20 protein-coding genes and 2 pseudogenes are annotated in these 20,380 nt (G+C 46.4%); 15 read left to right on the top strand and 7 right to left on the bottom strand.

What is annotated here, in order from left to right:
* Positions 1-131: 131 nt before the first annotated feature.
* From metK to DESDE_RS18585, 6 genes are all read left to right on the top strand, one after another.
* Positions 132-1,325: a methionine adenosyltransferase gene (gene metK, locus DESDE_RS18610; RefSeq protein ID WP_014795570.1), complete on the top strand. Its 1,194-nt coding sequence runs from the start codon at positions 132-134 to the stop codon at positions 1,323-1,325.
* A 50-nt stretch (positions 1,326-1,375) separates the two neighbouring features.
* Positions 1,376-2,638, top strand: coding sequence for an adenosylhomocysteinase (locus DESDE_RS18605; RefSeq protein WP_014795569.1), 1,263 nt, complete (start codon positions 1,376-1,378; stop codon positions 2,636-2,638).
* A 330-nt stretch (positions 2,639-2,968) separates the two neighbouring features.
* Positions 2,969-3,391, top strand: a complete 423-nt coding sequence (locus DESDE_RS18600) for a hypothetical protein (RefSeq protein WP_014795568.1) — start codon at positions 2,969-2,971, stop codon at positions 3,389-3,391.
* 79 nt (positions 3,392-3,470) lie between these two features.
* Positions 3,471-4,463, top strand: a complete 993-nt coding sequence (gene galE, locus DESDE_RS18595; protein WP_014795567.1) for a UDP-glucose 4-epimerase GalE — start codon at positions 3,471-3,473, stop codon at positions 4,461-4,463.
* Between the two features lie 18 nt (positions 4,464-4,481).
* Positions 4,482-4,943 carry a VanZ family protein gene (locus tag DESDE_RS18590; RefSeq protein ID WP_014795566.1) on the top strand — a complete coding sequence of 154 codons (462 nt, stop codon included), beginning with the start codon at positions 4,482-4,484 and terminating at the stop codon, positions 4,941-4,943.
* 3 nt (positions 4,944-4,946) lie between these two features.
* On the top strand, positions 4,947-5,159 hold the full coding sequence (locus tag DESDE_RS18585) for a hypothetical protein (protein ID WP_014795565.1): 213 nt from the start codon (positions 4,947-4,949) through the stop codon (positions 5,157-5,159).
* Between the two features lie 83 nt (positions 5,160-5,242).
* Here DESDE_RS18585 and DESDE_RS18580 read toward each other — a convergent pair.
* Positions 5,243-5,818 (bottom strand): annotated as a pseudogene (locus tag DESDE_RS18580) (DUF3102 domain-containing protein); the annotation flags it as partial.
* A gap of 200 nt (positions 5,819-6,018) precedes the next feature.
* Here DESDE_RS18580 and DESDE_RS18575 point away from each other — a divergent pair.
* On the top strand, positions 6,019-7,449 hold the full coding sequence (locus tag DESDE_RS18575; protein WP_041917299.1) for a transposase: 1,431 nt from the start codon (positions 6,019-6,021) through the stop codon (positions 7,447-7,449).
* A 47-nt stretch (positions 7,450-7,496) separates the two neighbouring features.
* Here DESDE_RS18575 and DESDE_RS18570 read toward each other — a convergent pair.
* Positions 7,497-7,769: pseudogene (locus tag DESDE_RS18570) on the bottom strand (DUF3102 domain-containing protein); the annotation flags it as partial.
* 192 nt (positions 7,770-7,961) lie between these two features.
* On the opposite strand from DESDE_RS18570, the gene DESDE_RS18565 reads away from it, so the two are divergent.
* The 3 genes from DESDE_RS18565 (at position 7,962) to DESDE_RS18555 (ending at position 11,355) form a co-directional block, all read left to right on the top strand.
* Positions 7,962-8,279 (top strand): hypothetical protein, encoded by a 318-nt coding sequence (locus DESDE_RS18565; RefSeq protein ID WP_014795563.1) that lies wholly within the window; start codon positions 7,962-7,964, stop codon positions 8,277-8,279.
* Positions 8,280-8,459: 180 nt separating this feature from the next.
* Positions 8,460-10,553 (top strand): aminodeoxychorismate synthase component I, encoded by a 2,094-nt coding sequence (pabB, locus tag DESDE_RS18560; RefSeq protein WP_014795562.1) that lies wholly within the window; start codon positions 8,460-8,462, stop codon positions 10,551-10,553.
* Position 10,554: 1 nt separating this feature from the next.
* Positions 10,555-11,355 (top strand): aminotransferase class IV, encoded by an 801-nt coding sequence (locus DESDE_RS18555; RefSeq protein WP_014795561.1) that lies wholly within the window; start codon positions 10,555-10,557, stop codon positions 11,353-11,355.
* 37 nt (positions 11,356-11,392) lie between these two features.
* Here DESDE_RS18555 and DESDE_RS18550 read toward each other — a convergent pair whose 3' ends face one another.
* Complete coding sequence (locus tag DESDE_RS18550) at positions 11,393-11,761, bottom strand: helix-turn-helix domain-containing protein (protein WP_014795560.1); 369 nt, start codon at positions 11,759-11,761, stop codon at positions 11,393-11,395.
* Positions 11,762-11,913: 152 nt separating this feature from the next.
* On the opposite strand from DESDE_RS18550, the gene DESDE_RS18545 reads away from it, so the two are divergent.
* A complete protein-coding gene (locus tag DESDE_RS18545) occupies positions 11,914-12,147 on the top strand; it encodes a helix-turn-helix domain-containing protein (protein WP_014795559.1) in 234 nt (77 codons plus the stop codon).
* Positions 12,148-12,298: 151 nt separating this feature from the next.
* Here DESDE_RS18545 and DESDE_RS18540 read toward each other — a convergent pair whose 3' ends face one another.
* The 4 genes from DESDE_RS18540 to DESDE_RS18525 form a co-directional block, all read right to left on the bottom strand.
* Positions 12,299-13,795, bottom strand: coding sequence for a VanW family protein (locus DESDE_RS18540; protein ID WP_014795558.1), 1,497 nt, complete (start codon positions 13,793-13,795; stop codon positions 12,299-12,301).
* A gap of 192 nt (positions 13,796-13,987) precedes the next feature.
* On the bottom strand, positions 13,988-14,557 hold the full coding sequence (locus DESDE_RS18535; RefSeq protein ID WP_014795557.1) for a bactofilin family protein: 570 nt from the start codon (positions 14,555-14,557) through the stop codon (positions 13,988-13,990).
* A gap of 4 nt (positions 14,558-14,561) precedes the next feature.
* Positions 14,562-15,488 carry a M23 family metallopeptidase gene (locus DESDE_RS18530; protein ID WP_014795556.1) on the bottom strand — a complete coding sequence of 309 codons (927 nt, stop codon included), beginning with the start codon at positions 15,486-15,488 and terminating at the stop codon, positions 14,562-14,564.
* A gap of 71 nt (positions 15,489-15,559) precedes the next feature.
* Positions 15,560-15,889, bottom strand: coding sequence for a LapA family protein (locus tag DESDE_RS18525; RefSeq protein ID WP_014795555.1), 330 nt, complete (start codon positions 15,887-15,889; stop codon positions 15,560-15,562).
* Between the two features lie 434 nt (positions 15,890-16,323).
* Here DESDE_RS18525 and DESDE_RS18520 point away from each other — a divergent pair, with 434 nt between their 5' ends.
* The 4 genes from DESDE_RS18520 to DESDE_RS18505 are packed head-to-tail and all read left to right on the top strand — an operon-like array spanning position 16,324 to position 20,152.
* Positions 16,324-17,403: a SpoIIE family protein phosphatase gene (locus tag DESDE_RS18520; protein ID WP_041917428.1), complete on the top strand. Its 1,080-nt coding sequence runs from the start codon at positions 16,324-16,326 to the stop codon at positions 17,401-17,403.
* Positions 17,404-17,428: 25 nt separating this feature from the next.
* Positions 17,429-17,881, top strand: coding sequence for an ATP-binding protein (locus DESDE_RS18515; protein WP_014795553.1), 453 nt, complete (start codon positions 17,429-17,431; stop codon positions 17,879-17,881).
* Between the two features lie 16 nt (positions 17,882-17,897).
* Positions 17,898-18,200 carry an STAS domain-containing protein gene (locus DESDE_RS18510; protein WP_014795552.1) on the top strand — a complete coding sequence of 101 codons (303 nt, stop codon included), beginning with the start codon at positions 17,898-17,900 and terminating at the stop codon, positions 18,198-18,200.
* Between the two features lie 29 nt (positions 18,201-18,229).
* Positions 18,230-20,152, top strand: coding sequence for a methyl-accepting chemotaxis protein (locus DESDE_RS18505; protein ID WP_014795551.1), 1,923 nt, complete (start codon positions 18,230-18,232; stop codon positions 20,150-20,152).
* The last annotated feature ends 228 nt before the right edge of the window (positions 20,153-20,380 follow it).

Genomic DNA, 20,380 nt, shown 5'->3' with positions numbered 1-20,380 from the left:
TTTCTATGTTTACAATGACGTTCAAAAATCCTCTATTATAATCACTTAATTAACAAAATTATGGGGCGTTGCGCGATTAGTAGGCTGTGTTTTTTTAAAGTTAGATAATTGAATTAATAGGAGTGTATAGATTGAACAAAAAACTATTTACATCAGAATCCGTTACTGAAGGACATCCCGATAAAATCTGCGATCAAATATCGGATGCTATACTGGATGAAATCCTTAGGAATGACCCTATGGCAAGAGTTGCGTGTGAAACGTCAGTAACTACCGGCTTGGTTTTGGTCACCGGTGAAATTACAACGGCTTGTTATGTAGACATTCCCAGTATTGTGCGCAAGACGATAAAAGAGATCGGCTATACCAGAGCAAAGTATGGTTTTGATGCCGATACATGTGCCGTTTTAACGTCGGTCAGTGAACAATCGGCTGATATTGCTCTTGGCGTGGATAAGTCTTTGGAAGCAAAAACTGGAAAAATGAGCGATCATGACATTGAGGCGATTGGGGCCGGAGACCAAGGAATGATGTTTGGTTATGCCACCAATGAGACTTCTAGTCTAATGCCCTTGCCCATCGATTTGGCACATCGATTAGCTCTACAGCTAAGTTCGGTGCGTAAATCTGGACTTCTCGACTATCTCCGCCCGGATGGCAAGACTCAGGTTACTGTCGAATATGTAGATGACAGGCCTGTACGGGTGGATACGATTGTTATCTCTACACAGCATCATCCTGACGTAGCGCAGGAGCGGATTCGTAAGGATTTGCTTGAGCATGTAATTTATCCTGTGGTGGACCGTGATTTATTGGATGAGGGAACTCGATACTTTATTAACCCTACAGGTCGCTTTGTAATTGGTGGCCCTCAAGGAGATGCAGGTTTAACCGGACGTAAAATCATCGTCGATACCTATGGTGGAATGGCTCGTCATGGGGGAGGGGCTTTTTCCGGAAAAGATGCCACAAAAGTTGACCGCTCAGGGGCCTATGCAGCGAGATATGTGGCCAAGAATATAGTGGCTGCTGGGATTGCCGACCGCTGTGAGATTCAATTAGCTTATGCTATTGGTGTAGCTCAGCCGATTTCGATTATGGTGGACACTTTTGGAACGGGGAAAATCTCCAATAATGATATTATTACGTTAATTAGAGATAAGTTTGATTTGCGTCCAGCGGGTATTATCAACAGTCTGGGCTTAAGACGCCCCATCTATCGTCAAACGGCAGCCTATGGTCATTTTGGTCGGGCGGATATTGATTTGCCTTGGGAAAATACGGATAAAGCTAAAACACTATGCCAACAGATAACGTTGGATTAATGAAGCTTTTAGGGAAACACATTTCATTAGACTGAGGAGGTGTCCCGACGATGTCGGGAGAAATTATGGAATCATTAATTCGTGATATTTCCCTAGCTCCAATGGGGCAAATGAAAATTGATTGGGTTGCGGCGCATATGCCTGTTTTAAATGCATTAAAAAAAGAATTTGAAAGGGATCTGCCATTTACCAATCAACGGGTGGTAATTTGTTTGCATCTTGAGGCCAAGACGGCTTATCTTGCGAAGGTAATTCAAGCCGGAGGGGCTGAAGTAGCTGTGGTAGCCAGCAATCCCTTATCGACTCAGGATGATGTGGTAGCCGCTCTGGTTGCGGGTGGGATAAAGGCTTTTGCGTGGTATGGTGCGACGGATGAAGAATATCATAATCACTTGAATCGGGCACTGGATTTTGGACCAGATTTTATAATTGATGACGGTGGGGATCTTGTTTCTACCATTCACACCAAGCGCCGAGAATTATTGAGTAAAGTACGTGGTGGAGCAGAGGAGACAACCACTGGAATTTTACGTCTTCGGGCTATGGAAAGTGCCGGGGATTTGAGCTTTCCAATGATAGCTGTCAATGATGCTCAATGCAAATATTTATTTGATAACCGCTATGGAACGGGACAATCCGTATGGGATGGAATTATGCGGACGACCAATTTAGTGGTAGCAGGGAAGACAGTTGTAGTTGCGGGGTATGGCTGGTGTGGTAAGGGTGTAGCCATGCGTGCGAAAGGATTAGGAGCAAGAGTCATCGTTTGTGAGGTTAATTCAATCAAGGCGAATGAAGCATGGATGGATGGATTCGAGGTTATGCCGATGGTTGAGGCTGCCCCTTATGGAGATGTTTTTATTACTGTGACAGGAAATAAAGATGTGATAGTAGAGGAACACTTTCAAGTGATGAAACCTGGGGCGATTATGTGTAATGCCGGTCATTTTGATGTTGAAATCAATAAAGTGCATTTGAGCAGTATGTCAAAGTCTGTTCAGGTAGTTCGGCCTAATATCGAAGAATTTACCTTACAAGATGGGAAACGCTTGTATTTGCTTGCGGAAGGAAGATTGGTTAACCTTGCGGCAGGGGATGGTCATCCGGCCGAGGTAATGGATATGACATTTGCTTTACAGGCCCTTTCGCTTAAGTATGCAGCACAAAATGCGAACATATTAGCACATGTCGTTCACAATGTTCCGGAAGAGATTGATCAGAGAGTAGCCGAGCTAAGGTTGGAATCCCTTGGACTTAAGATTGATCATTTATCTGAAGGGCAAAAAGCTTATTTAGAGGCTTGGCATGATTAAATAGCGGGTCAAGAGTTGCGATCCAGTAACCATGAGAATTTGAGGTAGTTCGTAGAGCCTCAAATGGTGGGAGGAGTGGAGTTCAAAAGAAGAGTTTTTGAACTCCACTTTTGTTGTTAAGGATAGTATTTTCATCAAAAAGTACTTTTAGTGCCCTTGGTCTCTTTCTCTATAGCAAGACTTGATATGAGGGCAACGGATGCTACCCTATTGCTTGAGGATGTGTGCGATTTTGGGTGAGTTGTGAAGTAGATATCTCACTTGCCAAAGCATCCAAAATGAGTTACCCTAAAAAGGACTCGAAACCTAGTAAAGGATGTGAGTGGTACTATGCTAAAAAAACTATCGATGGGTTTAATTATCCTTGCCCTAATTTTTGGGATCGGCGGATGTGGCAAGTCTAATGTTGAAAATCAACCCCAAAATCCCGCCGCCGGGCAGACCCAGCAAAACGAGCCAGTGAAACCAGAGTATTTGACCCCCATTCCGGAAGGGACACCTCTTGGTGAATCCAATATGAAGCTATCGGAACAGATTATGGCTCAGAAAGATGTGTTGGGTACACAAATCTATGAACAACAGGAAACCGTCTTTGGGGATATTACCTTTAATGCTGGAGTGGACAAGGCCTATGCCAATCAGTTGATCAAAGAGCTTCTGACTCAGATGAAGACCAATTATCCGGGAAGGCCCATCATAGCTCAAGCGATCACTGACGGTCAGGTCATAGATTCTGTCAGTTTCAAACCATAATAATAGACCATAATGTTTATACACAAAAATTACCCAGCCACCTTGTGGTTGGGTTTTGAATATTTTTCTGAGGTGGAATATGAAAAAGATCTTAGTCTCAGGTGGTGCAGGGTATATCGGCAGCCACACGGTTCGGGCTTTATCCGAAGTAGGGTATGGGCCTGTGGTGCTCGATAGCTTAATCACCGGCCATAGAGAAGCTGTTCCCGGGAATATTCCCTTTTATCTTGGTAATATAGCTGATGAAGATCTTGTTTCAGATATTATAATGAAAGAAAAAGTTAGTGCAGTGATTCATTTTGCCGCACGGAGCCTGGTGGGGGAATCGGTACAGAAGCCGGATCTCTATTTTGAAGAGAATACGGCGAAAACCCATCGCTTTGTGAGTACTGTGCTTCAATGCGGCGTGAACAACATTGTTTTTTCTTCCACGGCTGCCACTTACGGCAATCCTGAAAAGGTTCCAATTCCGGAAGAGTCGAAAACAGAGCCTATTAACCCTTATGGGGCTTCCAAGCTTATGATTGAGCAGTCTTTTTATTGGCTGGAGCAGGCTTATGGCTTAAAGTGGATTGCGCTGCGCTATTTTAATGCGGCAGGCGCGGCTTTGGACGGCTCTCTGGGGGAGGATCATGCGACAGAGACCCATCTGATTCCTCTGGTTCTAAAAACAGCCCTGGGACAAAGAGAGGCGATCTCTATTTTCGGTACTGATTATGATACCCTCGATGGAACTTGTATCCGGGATTACATCCATGTTTTAGATCTTGCAGAAGCCCATATCCGAGCTTTGGAAGCTTTGGAACAAGGGGTGCCCTGTGGTGCTTATAATGTGGGAACAGGAACAGGGTATTCCGTGCGGGAAGTGATCGCTATGGCCAGGAGAGTTACCGGTATAGATATTCCTGTTCTGGAGGCTCCCCGAAGAGAGGGAGATCCGGATAGTTTGGTGGCCAAAGTAGGGAAGATTCAAAAAATACTGGGGTGGCAGGCTCGCTATAGCGATCTGGAGACGATTATAAAGTCAGCCTGGCAATGGCATCAAAAACATCCTCATGGATATGGAATTTGATCTTGGAGATAAAATTAAATGAAAGATAGAAAAACGAAAAGTAAATTGATTCTTATAGTATCATGGGCAGCGGTCTTATTTTGGATGGGCCTGATCTTTTATCTGTCGGCTCAAGTGGCATCACAGTCCGATGAGCTGAGTCAAGGGATTGCCGAGAGGCTTTTTGGTGTTATCGCTAAGATTATTCCAGGGGTGAATGGGGATTTTCTCCTATCGAATTTCGTCGTTCGAAAATCGGCTCATTTCCTGTCTTATCTGATGCTGGGTCTGTTGACCACAAATGCTTTAAGAAGAAGTGGAGTCAAGGGGGTAAGGCATCTTGTTATAGCTATAGGGATCTGTGTGCTCTATGCTATCAGTGACGAAGTGCATCAACTCTTTGTTCCGGGGCGCAGCGGTCAGATTAAGGATGTGCTTCTCGATAGCGGGGGAGCCATTGTGGGCACTGCCCTGCATAGGTTGTTCGAGAGGAGAGAATAAGGCATGTTCTTTAATTGGGGATTTATGAAAAAAAAAGTAAAGGAATTAAGGAAAAATCAGTACCTCACTGCCAAGGAGCTGGCCGATAAACTTCATATTGATACAATTGATGTCCTCAACATGGATGATAAGAGGCTCAAGGATATTGAGGAACCCCTTAAGTCGGAGATGATTCCCATCCTTAGAGGGGACTATATGGATAGGCTACCCAATTAAGGGTTTTTAGAATACTTAGCTAGGATATCGCCCCTTATGCAAAGAAACAAGCCTTTTGGCTTGCTTCTTACAACGATGGACTGTCACCATTCGTAGGTGGAATAGGTTTGGACACCTTTCATATTGGTAGTGACGACAGGGGGCCAGTCTTTGAGCCGTTCCACCATATATGAGGCCAGCTGTCCGGCGTTCTGGCTGCATTTCTCCTTAGTCTGGGGGTCAATTCTGGCGAGTTGCTTCAGAGCGTTCAGCAGCTCCTGGAAGGCGTCAGCGATGGTTTGGCAGCAGGCGGTGCATTTTTCCTCATAATTCGTGACGAGGGAGGGTGCGGTTGCGGGCGCAGGTGTAGGTGCAGATTCGTTTTTAGTACTGCTTTCCCACCGGGGCTTGACGGTTCTGGTGACATATTGGATTTGGATATCCCCTGAATTTTGGGGCGTGGGCCGGGCTGGGGATTCAACTTGGAGCTCAGACTGGGGTTCTGCCTGAGACTGGGGCTGTTCTTTGGCCGGAGTAGGTGCTCTCTGTTCTTTGACGGCCTGACTCAGCTGTCGGGCTGTCATATTGCCCACATCATTCTGCACTGCAAATTCTTCCCGCTCTTCTTCAGGGAGACCCAGGAGTAAGAGCGCTTGAGAGTAAGTCAAATTCCCAAACGTGGGTCTGTTGACAAAAGCACAGATGCTTGTCAGCCAACATCGAGATATGACAAGTAAGTTTAAGATTAGATCATTTCGAAATTACTCATCTAGATGACTCGTCTCAAAACCGGCGTTTTTTCACCATCACTCCCCTTGGACCCTGGAAAATCAAAGGGTATCTCCTTCGACATGGTATAATGGTGTAGGGGGTGGCGCCAATGATGAAAGAGGAAAAACAGAAACAAAACCGGATGCTTTGTGTCTTTATGGAGGACCTCGTGCCGAAAGGGCACTTTCTGCGCAAGCTGGACGCAGCCATAGATTTCAGCTTTGTCTATGACATCATGAGACCGTTATACAGCGATAAAGGACGACCCTCCATTGATCCGGTTGTTCTTGTAAAAATGCTCTTGATCGGCTACCTCTACGGAATAGACTCCGAACGGAAGCTGGAACAAGAGATCCTCGTCAATATCGCCTATCGTTGGTTTCTAGGTCTTGACTTAGAAGATAAGGTTCCGGATCACTCTGTCTTTTCTCAAAACCGCAGACGCCGGTTCAAAGATACGGAAGTGTTTCGGGAGATCTTTAACACCGTGGTTGAGCGTTGCGCCGAAGCAGGACTCATCGGCGGTGAATGCGTTGTCATGGATTCCACCCATATTAAAGCCAATGCCGCTAACGGACATGCAGAGAAAGTCCTTCTTGTGGAAGGTCCCAATGACTACTGGCTCAAGCTCAACGACGAGCATGGCGGTCATATCCGGCAAAAAACAGAAGAGGCAGACATGACCCTGACCGTTAAAAAAAAGTCTCTCTCTGATCCTGAAGCCGGGTGGATGCACAGACATCCCAAGCCGGCAGGCTTTCACTACCTGTGCCATCAAAGTTCGGACATCCGCTATGGTATCGTAACCGACGTCCATGTCACGCCGGGGGATGTGACCGACGCCCCCTATTGTGTGGAACGGATAGCTTACCAAAAGAAAGAATGTCGACTTCCTTTCCGCTATGCGGGATTGGATAGCGGCTATGATACAGTGGCAGTTCATCATGGATTACATCAGCTTGGAATAAGAGCCTATATCCCTGTCAATCCCGGTCATACAGCCCATTGGCGTAAAGAAAGAGGACTATTTACCATTGAGGATTTTCACTATGACGTTCAGAATGACCGTTATATCTGTCCTAACGACTGCACACTGCGTTACATAGGTGTAAGAAAAGCACATTACAGAGTGGGTAAAAACTATGTCACACGATCAGAAGATTGTAAAAACTGTCCTTTGAAAAGCCAATGTATTGCCGGGAAGGCGAATTACAAAGAAGTCAGACGGGATTTCTATCAAGAAGATCAGGAACGCCATCACGCCTTAGTTGGAACAGCCTTATACCGCTACGTCATGCGCAAGCGGCAGGTAATATGTGAAGGGAATTTTGCTCTTCAAAAGCGATGTCACAATCTAAGGTTCACTCGCAAGCGAGGCATTGAGAAAGTCCAGGAACAATGCCTCTTTTCGGCAATAGCCCTGAACCTGAAAAGATTGGTGAAGTATGGGACAGCACCGCTCAGGCCAGCTGTCTCCTATCCGCAAATTAAGCTGAGGATAGTAAGTCTGCAGAGAAATCTCTCAGTTAATTATTGTTGATGGTCCTTAATCGCTATGATTTACCCTATTTGTCAACAGACCCACGTTTGGGAATTTAAGTCGTCATCTGCTAGGGAGAGAAGTTTAGGTCCATATTCTTTATATAGGTTCATCAGATTTTCAGCCGTGCTCTTAGAATAATTGACCGACTCCTTAAGCCATTTCAGCCATTCCCCATGGTTGAGCAATTCTTTGGCTTCTTTCAGACGCCGGCCCACCTCGATGGCATTCTTCAGCAGCATTTTTCTGGACTCCTGGTTAATGGCGTTGATTTCCATCGCGATGACAAGGGGTGTGCGTTCAGTGCTTGAAGCATTCATGAGTCGGCCCGTCCTTTCCTTTGTGAATCTACTTATAAGGTATGTGGACGGGGTGGGAATGGTGAGGAATTTCAGTTTGTCCATCTTTTAAAACAGGAGAAACCATGATATACTTTTGCCTAGAAAGTAAAGCAACAAGGAATGCATGTTGCATGTTGTAGGCCTGCGAAGGGCAAAAGGGGGAAATATCGGATGTCGGATGAGGAGCTTGAGTCCTTTGTACGAAAGGAGCTAAGCGACATTAGACGGGATATAGCCCATATGCAGCAAATGACGACAGACTTGATTCGGATTGTAGGCAATACCAACGGGATGCTGGAAGAAGTTCAGCAGGATGTCAATGTGATGAAGCAGGATATTGATGTAATGAAGCAGGATATCGAAGCAATCAAGCAGGAGCAGAAGAGAATGAGCGATACCCAGGAGCAGCGGGGAAGAGTCTTGGAAATGCTGTCCTACCGTTCCTTAGCTCATGATGCGGATATCAGGGATTTGCGCAGGGTAAGGTAAATACCGACGCAGCCGACTTATTTTAAAAGGACAATTTGGGGCTTAACCTCCAAATTGTCCTTTTGCTCATTAAGAATCCTCTTTCACTAAGAGGAGATTAGCAGAAGTGTATAGAATATTCAGGCTTAGGAAATTTGTCAAATCTGACATAAACGCAGAATCGAAGGGAGTCTAGCAACTTTGATCTTTATACTGGATAATTTTGATTCCTTCACTTTTAACCTGTATCAATACTTCGGGGAATTGGGAGAAGAGGTTTTGGCACTGCGCCGTGATCAGTGCACCATTGAAGACATTGAAGACCTCAGGCCGGAGCTGATCGTTATTTCCCCTGGGCCGTGTGCACCCCGGGATGCGCAGTTTACTTTGACAGTGATTGATTACTTTAAGGGAAAGGTCCCTATCTTGGGAGTCTGTCTGGGGCATCAGGCTATCGGAGAGATTTTTGGGGGGGAGGTTATTCGAGCGAAAGCACCGGTTCATGGCAAAGTGTCTCAGATTCACCACGACGGACAAGGTGTGTTTTTCCAGCTTCCGAATCCTTTGACGGTTACCCGTTATCATTCCCTGGCTCTGCATCGGGAGAGCTTGCCTGAAGAACTCCTTATCACCGCAGAGACGGCTGATGGTGAGATCATGGGGATTCGCCATCGGGAGTCGCCCATTGAAGGAGTTCAATTCCATCCGGAAGCTATTCTGACGGAGAAGGGGCATGACCTTCTGGAAAATGCGGTCAAAAATGCCCGATCCTGGTGGAAGGCACAGCACAATTCACCATGGATCATTCAAGAGCTGGATATAGACCTTCAGCCTATTGAATTATTAGAGGCCTTTGAAGAAAGTGAGTATCCCTTTTTCCTGGATAGCGGGAAAAACTATGCCGGACTGGGGCGGTATTCCTTTATGGGAGCGTTTCCTTTCCTGCAAGCCAGTGCTTACGGGGATGCAGTAGAGGTGAAGCGCTTCGATACCGAAGGGGGAGGCGGCAAGGAAGGCCCAAGCCCCCTTATTTGGCAGGAATGGCTCGCCTACCCTGAGGGAGAGTCCTTAAAGATTCTGGATGATTTGGTGGAACGCTATCAGGTATCCAATCCCACAGAATTTCCTTTTGTGGGGGGAGCGGTAGGCTTTTGGACCTATGATTTAAAAGATGAGCTGGAAGAAATGCCCCAAAGTGGGGTCAATGATCTGGACCTGCCCTTATGGCGGTTTAGCTGGTATGACGGGATACTGGCTTATGATCATGAGAGCCATCGTTATACCTTACTTGCCTGCGGGATGACGGGGTCTGGAGAGTGCCGGAGGCCGGTGGCCCAGGCAAGGATGGATCGGCTCTTTAGAGTGATTGAAGGATTCCTGGAAGAGCGTGAATGGCAGGAAGGCAAGGAAGAGGCCATAGGAAATTATCAAGGATATGGTGGAAGCAAGGATATGGGGCAGCTGCATGATAGGGTTCATCACACGGTGAGTAAGGAACAGTATCTGCTGGATTTGCAGCGGGTTATCGATTATATCTATGCCGGAGATATTTATCAGGCCAATTTGACCCAGCGTTTTCAGATTCCTTACACCAGGGAGCCCTTAGAATTATATAAAGCCCTCCATGCCCATAATCCCGCTCCCTTTGCGGCCTTTTTACCTTATGAGGATTTCCAGATACTCAGCAGTTCCCCGGAGCGCTTTGTGCAGATTAACGCCCGGGGGGAGATTGAGACCCGTCCTATTAAAGGGACCCGTCCTCGGGGCAAGACTCCTGAAGAGGATGAAGCTTATGCCAGGGAACTAACAGAAAGCACGAAAGACCGGGCTGAGCTGACCATGATTATCGATCTCCAGCGCAATGATTTGGGCCGGATCTGCCGCTACGGTTCTGTAAAGGTTACGGATTTGATACGTCTGGAGCAATACCCTACCGTGTGGCATTTGGTCTCGACTATTGTAGGTAAGCTAAAGCCCAATCTGAAGGTCAGTGAGATTCTGAAAGCAATTTTCCCTGGAGGCTCCATCACCGGAGCACCGAAGATTCGGGCCATGGAGATCATTGATGAGCTGGAGCCTTATAAACGGGGGCTTTATACAGGAAGCATCGGCTATATCGGTTTTGATGGGGCCTGGGATACCAATATCGTGATCCGGACGATTCTTTTGAAGGATGGTCAGGCTTACTTTAATGGCGGCGGGGGCATTGTGGCTGATTCCGTCCCTGAGGAGGAGTATGAGGAGTCCTTGCAAAAGGTCAAGGCTTTGATAAAGGTATTATCGGGAGGATGTTAACTTGCTGGATAAAGATGATCGGCTGGCTCTCTTTGGTTATGGTATTTTTGAAACCCTAAGGGTCGATGGCCCACATATAGAAGTTCCCCGGCTCCATTATGAACGAATGAGCAGGGGAGCAGAACAGTTGGGGCTTAGTATGCCGGGTTATGAGGTTTGGCTGGCAGGGCTGGAGGAAAATGTACAAAAGAATACTCGAATAGCCGGCACTACCTTTGCTCTGAGAGTAACCCTAAGCGGGGGAGCGGGACAGGAAGTGCCTCCTCGGTGGCTTTATCATACTCGTCCTCTTCCCTATACGGAAAGGGATTATGATGAAGGAATACCTATCACCATTTTGAGTCATCCCTGCAATGAATATTCCCCTCTGGTACAGCTTAAAAGCACCAATTATATGGAGAATATCCTGGCCAAGAAGGAAGCTGAGGAGAAAGGAGCCAGAGAGGGGATTTGGCTTAATACCAAGGGTTACTTAGCGGAAGGGACCATGAGCAACTTGTTTTTCATCAGAGAAGGTATTCTCCACACTCCTTCTCCGGATTGTGGCTGCTTGCCGGGGACTCGCCGCCAAATGATCCTTGAATGTGCTCAGACGCTGGGAATTCCATGTGTGGAGGGGGAGTTTCCTCTGGAGTTCCTAGAAGATGCTGAGGAGGTTTTTTTGACGAATGCCCTAATGGGAATAATGCCCGTCAATCAAGTGGACAAACGAAGGCTTCCCTTGAAAAATTCAGTTGAAGAATCCCTAAGAATGCGGATCGGCGAGTTCTACCAGGAGATAAGATATGAATACAGAGTGTAAAGCGAAGAGCTCCTCTTGTCGAAGAGGAGCTCTATTTTCATTTCCTTATTCGGAGGATCACATCAATCAGTTCATTTAACAATTCAGGAGTCAGTCCAGCCTCCTTGGCCTTCCGGAGAGTCTGCAGATAGGCAAGATCCCCTTCTTTGAAGTAGAGGGAGGATTCCTGATTGCCATGTTTGGCTGCGTATGACGTAGTGACAGGCGTCTCTGCCAAAAGCGAAGCGACAGGAACATCCAAGGCTTTGGCTAAGCGGTAAACGGTATCTATGCTGGTAGATTGGCGCTTGCCGGATTCGAGCTGGCTGATCAGACTACGGGCGACACCGGATTGTTGGGACAACTCGGCAGCACTCAGGTTTTTGCTTTTTCGTATTTCTTTAAGTCTTTTTCCTAGTTCAAGCACAAGCTACCCCTCTTTAAATCACGGTAATGAGTAAAGATCAATGATACGCTTCCATTCTTGCTGAGGGTTCAATATCCTCTTATTATTTACAAGATTGAACATAGTGTGCTATACTATTCGCAAGATTATACATCGTGGAGGAGATATCATTTATGCAGAGGGATAACAACTTGCGGGAATGGCGTTTAGTCAATGGTATGACGTTGAAGGATCTGGCGAAGAGAACCGGCCTTGATTATGGGTATTTAAGCCAACTGGAAAAGGGATTGCGTAAGGGGACCCCCAATACCTGGATTAAAATCGCGAATGAACTCAAGGTGCCTGCTAAAGCCTTCTTTCCTGATGAAGTTAAGGAAGCCGGAGCTAAGTATTCCTGCTTTGGTTAATGAAGTTACAGAATGCCGTAAGCATTGTAATATCAATTTAAATCAGCAATAATGTATCCAATTTTAAAATGAAAAATAAGATTAAAAGGAAAGAATCCGACGACCTAGTGTATCGGATTCTTTCCTTTTAAAATATTGGCTTTATAGTATATTATACTTCCGCGTCCGCTTCAGTTCCTGATCCACTTTCAGGTTCATGGGGTTCGGGTTGGGGAGGTGTTTCCGTTCCCTGCGGAGTCTCAGGTGCCGGCTGCTCCGGGGTTGGGTCCGGTTTAGGGTCTGGTTTAGGGTCTGGTTTAGGCTGTACAGGCAGTGCCGGTCCTTTGACGATGATCTGGTTGGAGGGGATATAGGAACTTTTGCCCAGGCTTTGGGTCTCCACTACTTGTCCGTTGACCTTGACCGTGCGAGTAGCAGTAGCGATATAGCCATTCTGGCCGTTTTGCTTGATGATTTGGGTTCCGGGGGCCAGAGTCGGGTCCTGGATAATTTCGGTTTCAAAGGGAATCACTTTTTCCACTTGATTGGTGATGACGACTTCCTGCCCTGAGGTTTTTTTACCATAGAACTCAATGGTCACGGAGCCGTTGGTCAGTTTGGTTCGGAGGAGGAGATATCCGCCGGTATTATTCCTCATCTTTAGATCTATGGCCCCATAGACTACGGTGGCATCCTGGCCAAGGGGAACATAAGCCACAGCTAAACCATGGTTGACTCTTTCTTCGATCTTCAGATTGGCTAAAAGTCCAGTATTATAGAGAGTGCTGGAGACTTGGCAGATGCCGCCCCCCAGGCCGGGGACGAATTCACCGTTGACCACGATAAGGGCGTCCTGATAGCCTTTATCCCCGGTTCGTTCTCCGACGATTTCGTTAAAGGATATGATTTCCCCGGGTTCTATAAGGGCTCCATCCAAAGCCTCAGCAGCAAGACGAACATTGGCGGTACGCTCGGTATTGGAGGCATCAAACCAGGTAGTATGGCTGGCAATAAGCCCATCGATTTTGTTAGCTTCCAGATCCGCTGCCCTGAGGGCAGGGGCCACTTCTTGAAGTTCTACTTTGATAGGTGCGGGATCTTGCAAGATTTCCAGCTCTTTAATCTGGTTTAAGATGACATCTGTTTGGACGGCCTGTCCTGGCTGCTCGGGCTGAATCTCCATGAGATTTTTTTCGTTAATTCTAAAGGAAGCGTCCACGGGTTCTTTATTGAATACGGCAAGGCTTCCGGAGATGGTTTCAGAGAGGGTTTGCTCATCCCATTGCAGCCCCAGTTCAAAGCGGGAACCCTGAGCAGCGTTTACCTTTTGAGTTCTGGCAAAAAGGGAAGCTTTTCGACCAATCTTGTAGGCTTCATTAAGTGGAGTGTCCAGATCTACCTTAGGGTTCAGAGTGGCCAGGGGAAGGGAAGTGACTTCTCCACCTACTTGGAACTCTAAGGGTTCTCCTAACCACCTTTCGACAGTATCATTGATCTTGTTCTGGGCCTGTTCTTTGGTGAGGTTGCCCACGTCGATCCCTGAGATAGTGATTCCTTCACTAAAACGGTGATCATCCTTGGCATAGAGCATAAAGTTAATACCGAAAGTAATGGCCAGGGTGAGGCTGATAAACAGCAGGGCTAATACTACATATTTCTTGGTTTTCAAGTTTTTTCCCCCAAATTAGTTATAATTACTCCTCTATAATAATTCCACGCAAAAAAAGAATTTCCTCCATGCAAGTAATTCATGGGCTGCCTATTTTTGTAATGAATCATTCTGAGTTTCCGCACTATTATACTACCATGCAAAAGAGGAGTGTCACCAGACTAGCTTTAAAAGTAGTTGGTGACACTCACTTTACCTTCGACGGGATCTCGATTTTCCATAAGCAAGATTTTTGCTGAGGGAGCTGTTATCCGAGGAGGACTCAGTTTGCTCTTCCTCAAGGGGATCTAAGGGCTTCAAAATATCATCCATATCCATATCTGTTTCTGCTTCTTTGTCAGGACTTGCCGCAGCCGAGGCTTCTTCGGCGGCATGTGTGATTTGCTTTGCATCCTCTAAGAGGCGGCTTGTCCCAATAAACTGGGCCCCTTGGTCGATCTTAAGCTGCTTGCTGAAGATATTTCCTTTCATGCGGGCGCTGGAACAAAGTTCCAAGGTCTCCTGAGCGACGATATCTCCCCGGACCTCTCCTGAGATGCTGATAGCGCTGGCCTTTATATTGGCATCGATGACAGCACTGGGACCGATGATCAGGTCTCCGTTCAGGACAATGTGTCCTTCGATTTTTCCGTCGATGCGGGCATTTCCTTTTAAGGTCAGTTTGCCATTAAACTCTGCATCGGCGGCGATATAGGTGGTCTCACTTGAACTGGCTTGAAAAGTACTGGAACTGCGTTTCGGACTTTCTGGTTTACCCCACATGCGTTCATTGCTCCTTTGTAAAATCAGTAAATTGTAGAGGATCTACGGTCTTGCCATTGATCCGGGCACCATAATGAAGATGAGCGCCGGTGCTGCGACCGGAGTTTCCACTATAGGCGATAAGGTCGCCTTTTTCTACTTTTTCTCCCACTTTAAACAGCAAACGGGAGTTATGGCCATAGATGGTTTCGATTCCATCCCCGTGATCGATTTCGATTAAGTAACCGTAAACCCGATCATAACCGGACACTGAGACCACTCCGGAAGCCGTCGCATAGACCTCAGTACCGTAGTTACAGGGAAGATCCACCCCATTATGAAACTCTTTGGAATATCCGCCAAAAGGATTGCGGCGATAACCGAACTCTGAGGCTACGGCGGCTTCAATCTTTAAGGGAAAGATGCTGGGAGTGTGCTTGATTTCCTCTTGGTTGTCCAAGGCCAGGTTATAGTAATCCTGAAGCAGGCTCAATTCCCGGGAGATTTGTTCCGGATCACTGATGAAGGTCTGAGAAGCAAAAGGAGATGCCGTTCCCCGGCTTAATTCCGCGGATGCCGTAGTCTTCGTCCCGGTGGTGGAAAAGGAAGGGGTCTTACTGGGATCCAGATTCAAAATGGACATCAGCTTGAGCTCCAAATCTTGGATTCGGGAAATATCCTGAGTCACCTGGAGAGACTCCTCCTTAAGGCGGGCGATCTCTTGGTCCTTGGTCTTATTTTCTTGTTGTAACTGCTCCAGAGCGGCCAGTTGGGCTTGCTGGGACTGTACGGTATGCGAAAGGTAGAGATTATAGGAGAATAAGCCAACCATGAGCAGAGCAAAGGAGCACAATCCGGAGATGACGAGGCGTTTGCCCTTAAGGGTAATTTGAAATTGTCGAGCAGGGCCATGGTCTGGGGGTATCATTAAAAAGGTATACTTGTTCTTCACGAATACAGACTCCTCCATAACATGATAGTGAGACAAGGAACCTATCCTCTTGTCTCACCCTTGTTTCCTTGTCAACTCGGGGGAAGGGTTGTGTCTTCCCTGTCTGTGTGGATATTTTCTGAGGGGACCATATCCTTTGGTACGTTATGATCTTGAGGTTCGCTTTTGGCTTTGGCTTCTTCTTTAGCCTTGGCCTTAACTGTTCCTTTTAAGCGGAATTCACGCCAGATAGCCATGAAGAAGACGATGAGGGCCCCGGCTAAAGCCGACCCTAATATAATAAGTACTAAGGGAACCTCGGCTACATACCAAAATAAGTTTATGGCTACGGGGGCTGCATTCTGTACTGCAAAGATGGCGACCAATAAAGCAACCAGCAGGGTGAATATCAGGAAGATCATTTAAGCACCCCTTTCTTTAGTCTTATTCAGCATTCTATATAAAATTAGGAAACCATCCTTCATTTTCGACCTTATCCTTTGAGAATCCTGCCATAAGACGGAAAACCTGCAAATTTTTCTTCGATTCTGCTTAGTATGGCCTGGTTTTGGCTAAGAAATCAACTTAATAATAATTTACGAAATATTTCCCATGTTTTAATAAAGTGTGCAGGAATAACTATAAATTAGCGAGAAGATATAAGGTCAATAGCTATAGCTGACTTTTAATATAGAAGGCAGCCCAGTAAGGGAACACCGTTGGCTGCCCCTACGCTGTCTACCGATAAAAACCAATAGTTAATAACGTTATAGATAAGAAGTGGTACTGTGAGGAGTTTAGAGTGAAAGAGGAGAAGAAGCGAAGACCCTTGTCTTGGAACTGGACCTTGAATGTGATGGACTATGATGAATCCACCCGGCATATTTTTGCTCAAGTCTTTGAGTTTGCTCAGGAAGGTATTTGTATCACCAATCCTCAAGGAGATATCATCTACGTCAATCCTGCTTTTACGAAAACCACAGGCTACACCTTGGAAGAGGTTCTGGGGAATAATCCGCGAATACTCAAATCAGGACGTCATCCCCGCGAATTCTATACGGAGATGTGGAGGGATTTGACGGAGAAAGGTCAATGGCAAAGAGAGATTTGGAATAAGCGGAAGAATGGGGAGATCTACCCGGAATGGCTGAACATCCATGCGGTTCGCAATGACGAGGCTGTGCTCACCCACTATGTAGCTATTTTCCGGGATATCACCGAGGATATGCTGATTCGCAAAGAGGTTCAATTAGCGGGAAAGATTCAGAAAAACATTTTGAGGTCGGATTTCTCCAACGATAACCTTAAAATGAAGAGCATCTATCTCCCCTACCACCATCTGAGCGGAGATTATTACGATTATCGTTGGGATGAGAAGAACCAGATTCTTAAGGGGTTCCTCTTTGATGTCATGGGTCATGGAGTAGCCGCAGCGTTACAGGTGACCGCATTAAGAGTTCTCTTTCGCCAGGTGGTAGGACGCAAAATCCCTCTTGCAGAGAAGGTGGAATGGGTGAATCATGAGGCGAAAAGCATTCTCCCGGAAGATAGTTTTGCTGCTGCTATCTTTTTCGACATCGATATCGCTCAGGGTAAGCTCAGTTATGTCATGGCCGGGATCAATCATCTGCTATATTATTCTTCGGAGAATGGACAACCGGGTATCAGGGTTTTAAGTCAACCGGGCCTCTTCTTGGGAATTTCAGAGCATGCTGAGTTTGAAGAGCATGTATGTCCCCTTAAGATAGGGGATGGAGTGATTTTTCTTACGGATGGTTTTTATGATTTGGTTCAAGAGAAAGAATGCCCTCTTCAAGTGATGACCATAGAAAGCACCATGCATTGGCTGGATTCCTTATCCTTAAGAAATGAACTTAACGACGATGCCACTGCCTTAGGGTTTATGGTTAATGCCGGGTGCTGTCTAGAAGCATAAAGAAGATAAAAGGTGGGTGAGGGATATGCGGCATAAGCTTATGCGCAAGACCTTTCATTCAGAGCAGGAGTTTCGCCATTATCGGGGACAGTTGCATCAATGTTTGGAAGAGGCCTTAGGGTGTAGGGGTGAAAGGGCAACACTGTCTGAAAATGAAATAACCATGCTGGAGGTTGCACTGAATGAAGCAGTGAACAATGGGTTTAAGTACGCCCTGGACAAAGTCTCTGCCCCTGCAGTAACCCTAAGCATCTATGTGCTCCACTCCAAATTTCTTGTCATTCGGGTCAAGGATAATGGGAGCGGGTTCCGAGCGGATCAAGTGATGGCTAAAGTCTGGGCCTTAGAGGAAAATGAGGAAGAAGAATGGGAATGGGGAGAGTCCGGCCGGGGGATTTTTATCATGGAAGCGGTTATGGATAAAGTTCGTTATAATGCCAAGGGCAACTCAGTCATGCTTTTAAAAACACTGGCTTAAATGGGGAGGAAGGATCATGTCAATAGATATCCGGGTGGATAAGCAAGAGGTTTTTGTGGAACTAGAAGGTAAGATTTATGTAGAAGACGCTGCCGTCATGAGAGAGAAGCTTCTCCCCCTGATTGAACAGGGGAAGTCTCATTTTGTCTTTGACACTCACAGGCTGAACTATATTGACAGTTCAGGTCTGGGTGTATTGGTGGCAATTCATAAGCGGGCTATTGAGCGCGGCGGCGGGATTATTGTTCAAGGACTCCAAGGTGCAGTTAAGGAGCTTTTTCATTTAACCCGCCTGAATAAGGTGTTTGAGATACGCTAAGGGGTATAATGGCAGAATGAGGTGATAGCATGAAAATTGGGGTCCGGTTTCGCGTTTTGGGAGCATTTATTGGAATTATCTCCATCTTTTTAATATCCATCGTGATCACCAATTATTTGCAGATTAAGGTGAATGACGAGGTGGATGATATCTTCGGCCATACCACGTTGATGATCTCAGCTCAATCCATGAAGACTGAGGTTAGCCGTGCCCGGAATGAAAGTGAATTCATGGCTGCCAAGACATGGCTTGAAAAGATGAGGGAGAACGAGCATTTATCTACTGAGGATCAGCAGGATTTAGAGAGAATCGAAGCCATGCTGCTTACCTATGAGATCACACCTCTTACCCAAGCTTTGGATACCTTGATCGAGAGACAAGCGGAAGTTTTGAACACGAATGAAGAATTGATTCATAAGAATATGAATACGATGACTTTGGTAAGCTGGGGCGGGACCCTGGTTGCAGTCCTGGCGGCTTTGTTCCTGGCCTACTTAATAACTCGCTACATTTTAAGGTCGATTAACGAATTGCAAGAGACCATGAGCAAGGCAGGATTAGGAGATTTGACAGTTTTTGCTCCTGTGCACTCCAGTGATGAATTCGGGGATTTGAGTGCAGCCTTTAATGTGATGATTACCCGTCTATCCGATGTGGTGAAGAATGTCCGGGAACTGGCGGAGAACCTGGCGGCGACCTCAGAGGAATTAGCTGCCACCAGCGAAGAGGCGACGGTAGCCGTAGCTGAAGTCAGTGAAAGCATGCAAAGTGTCGCCGATGAATCCGATACGGGGGCTAAGTCCATCGTGGAAGCCTCTCAGGTACTGTTAGAGCTTTCATCCCTGACCCAGATCGCCAAAACCCAAAGTCAATCTGCGGCAGTGAATTCCCAGCAGACTATGGATACGGCTGAGCAGGGCAAAAGCACGGTGGATGATGCAATAAGCCGGATGCATACCATTCATTCCAAGACCTCGGAGACGGAAGAATTAATGCAACAACTCAGTGAACTTTCCAAACAGATCGATTCCATTACGGTAACCATTACTGGGCTTGCGGATCAGACCAATCTGCTGGCTTTAAATGCAGCTATCGAGGCTGCCCGGGCAGGGGAGTCCGGTCGTGGCTTTGCCGTGGTGGCGGAGGAGGTCCGGAAACTCGCCGAGCAGTCCACTCAAGGAGCCAAAGATGTGGCAGGTTTAGTCCAAAAGGTCCTGGTTGGAGTGGGTGATGTGGTCCAGGCTACAAATTTGACCCGCCAAGAGGTAGAAAATGGGGTTCAGATTATGAATCAAGCCGGTGATGCCCTGAATGATATCTATGGCGCCGTCCAAAAGACTGCTGCGGATGTTCACTCCAGTGTGGAAGTTACGGATTCTGAAGTGGCCAGCTCGGAAAGAATCGTGGCTTTGATTAACTCGGTGGCAACCGTTATTGAGAATACATCCTCTCATGCCCAACAAGTAGCCGCATCTTCTGAAGAGATTAATGCTTCACTGGAGACGGTGGCCACAAGTATCCAGGGTACCGCTTATATGGCTCAGGATTTGAATCAGAAGGTGGAACATTTTAAGCTGGCTGATTCCAACCTAACCACGGTGGAGATCTTGGAAAAAGCCAAAACCGACCACTTGCTGTGGAAATCCCGGATTGTCAACATGCTTAAAGGAATTGAAGAGGTGGCTCCTGAAGAGGTTACCTCTCATCAGCATTGTCGATTAGGGAAATGGTATTTCAAAGAGGACAATGCTCTAAAGGATTATCCGGAATTTAAGGCCTTAGATGAACCTCATCATCAAGTACATAAAATGGCCCAGGAGGCGGCTAAGGCCTACCATGAAGGCGACCTTAAGCTGGCTCAAGCCTGTCTGAAGAAGCTGGATAAGCACTCTGACAAGGTGATCAAATGCATCAATAGCCTGATTGAAAAGGAAAAAGCCAAAGGAAAATAAGGCCGTGCAAATGAGACAAGGAAAAAGTGCCTTGTCTCATTTTGATGAATAAGATAGGCTCATTTAGAAAAGGCTCAAGTGTGAAAGATAAAGTCGGAATTTTGAGCAATCATCCCCTGACGAGTCTTCTCTAAGCTTATTAATCTACAAATATCCTACGAAATGCGGCCTAATAACCGATAATCAGTGATTAGACATCGACAATATTTTCGATATTTATTTTCATAT

Origin of the sequence: Desulfitobacterium dehalogenans ATCC 51507, from assembly GCF_000243155.2 — a bacterium.
Taxonomy (GTDB): domain Bacteria; phylum Bacillota; class Desulfitobacteriia; order Desulfitobacteriales; family Desulfitobacteriaceae; genus Desulfitobacterium; species Desulfitobacterium dehalogenans.
This window is presented reverse-complemented; position numbering and strand designations above follow the sequence as displayed.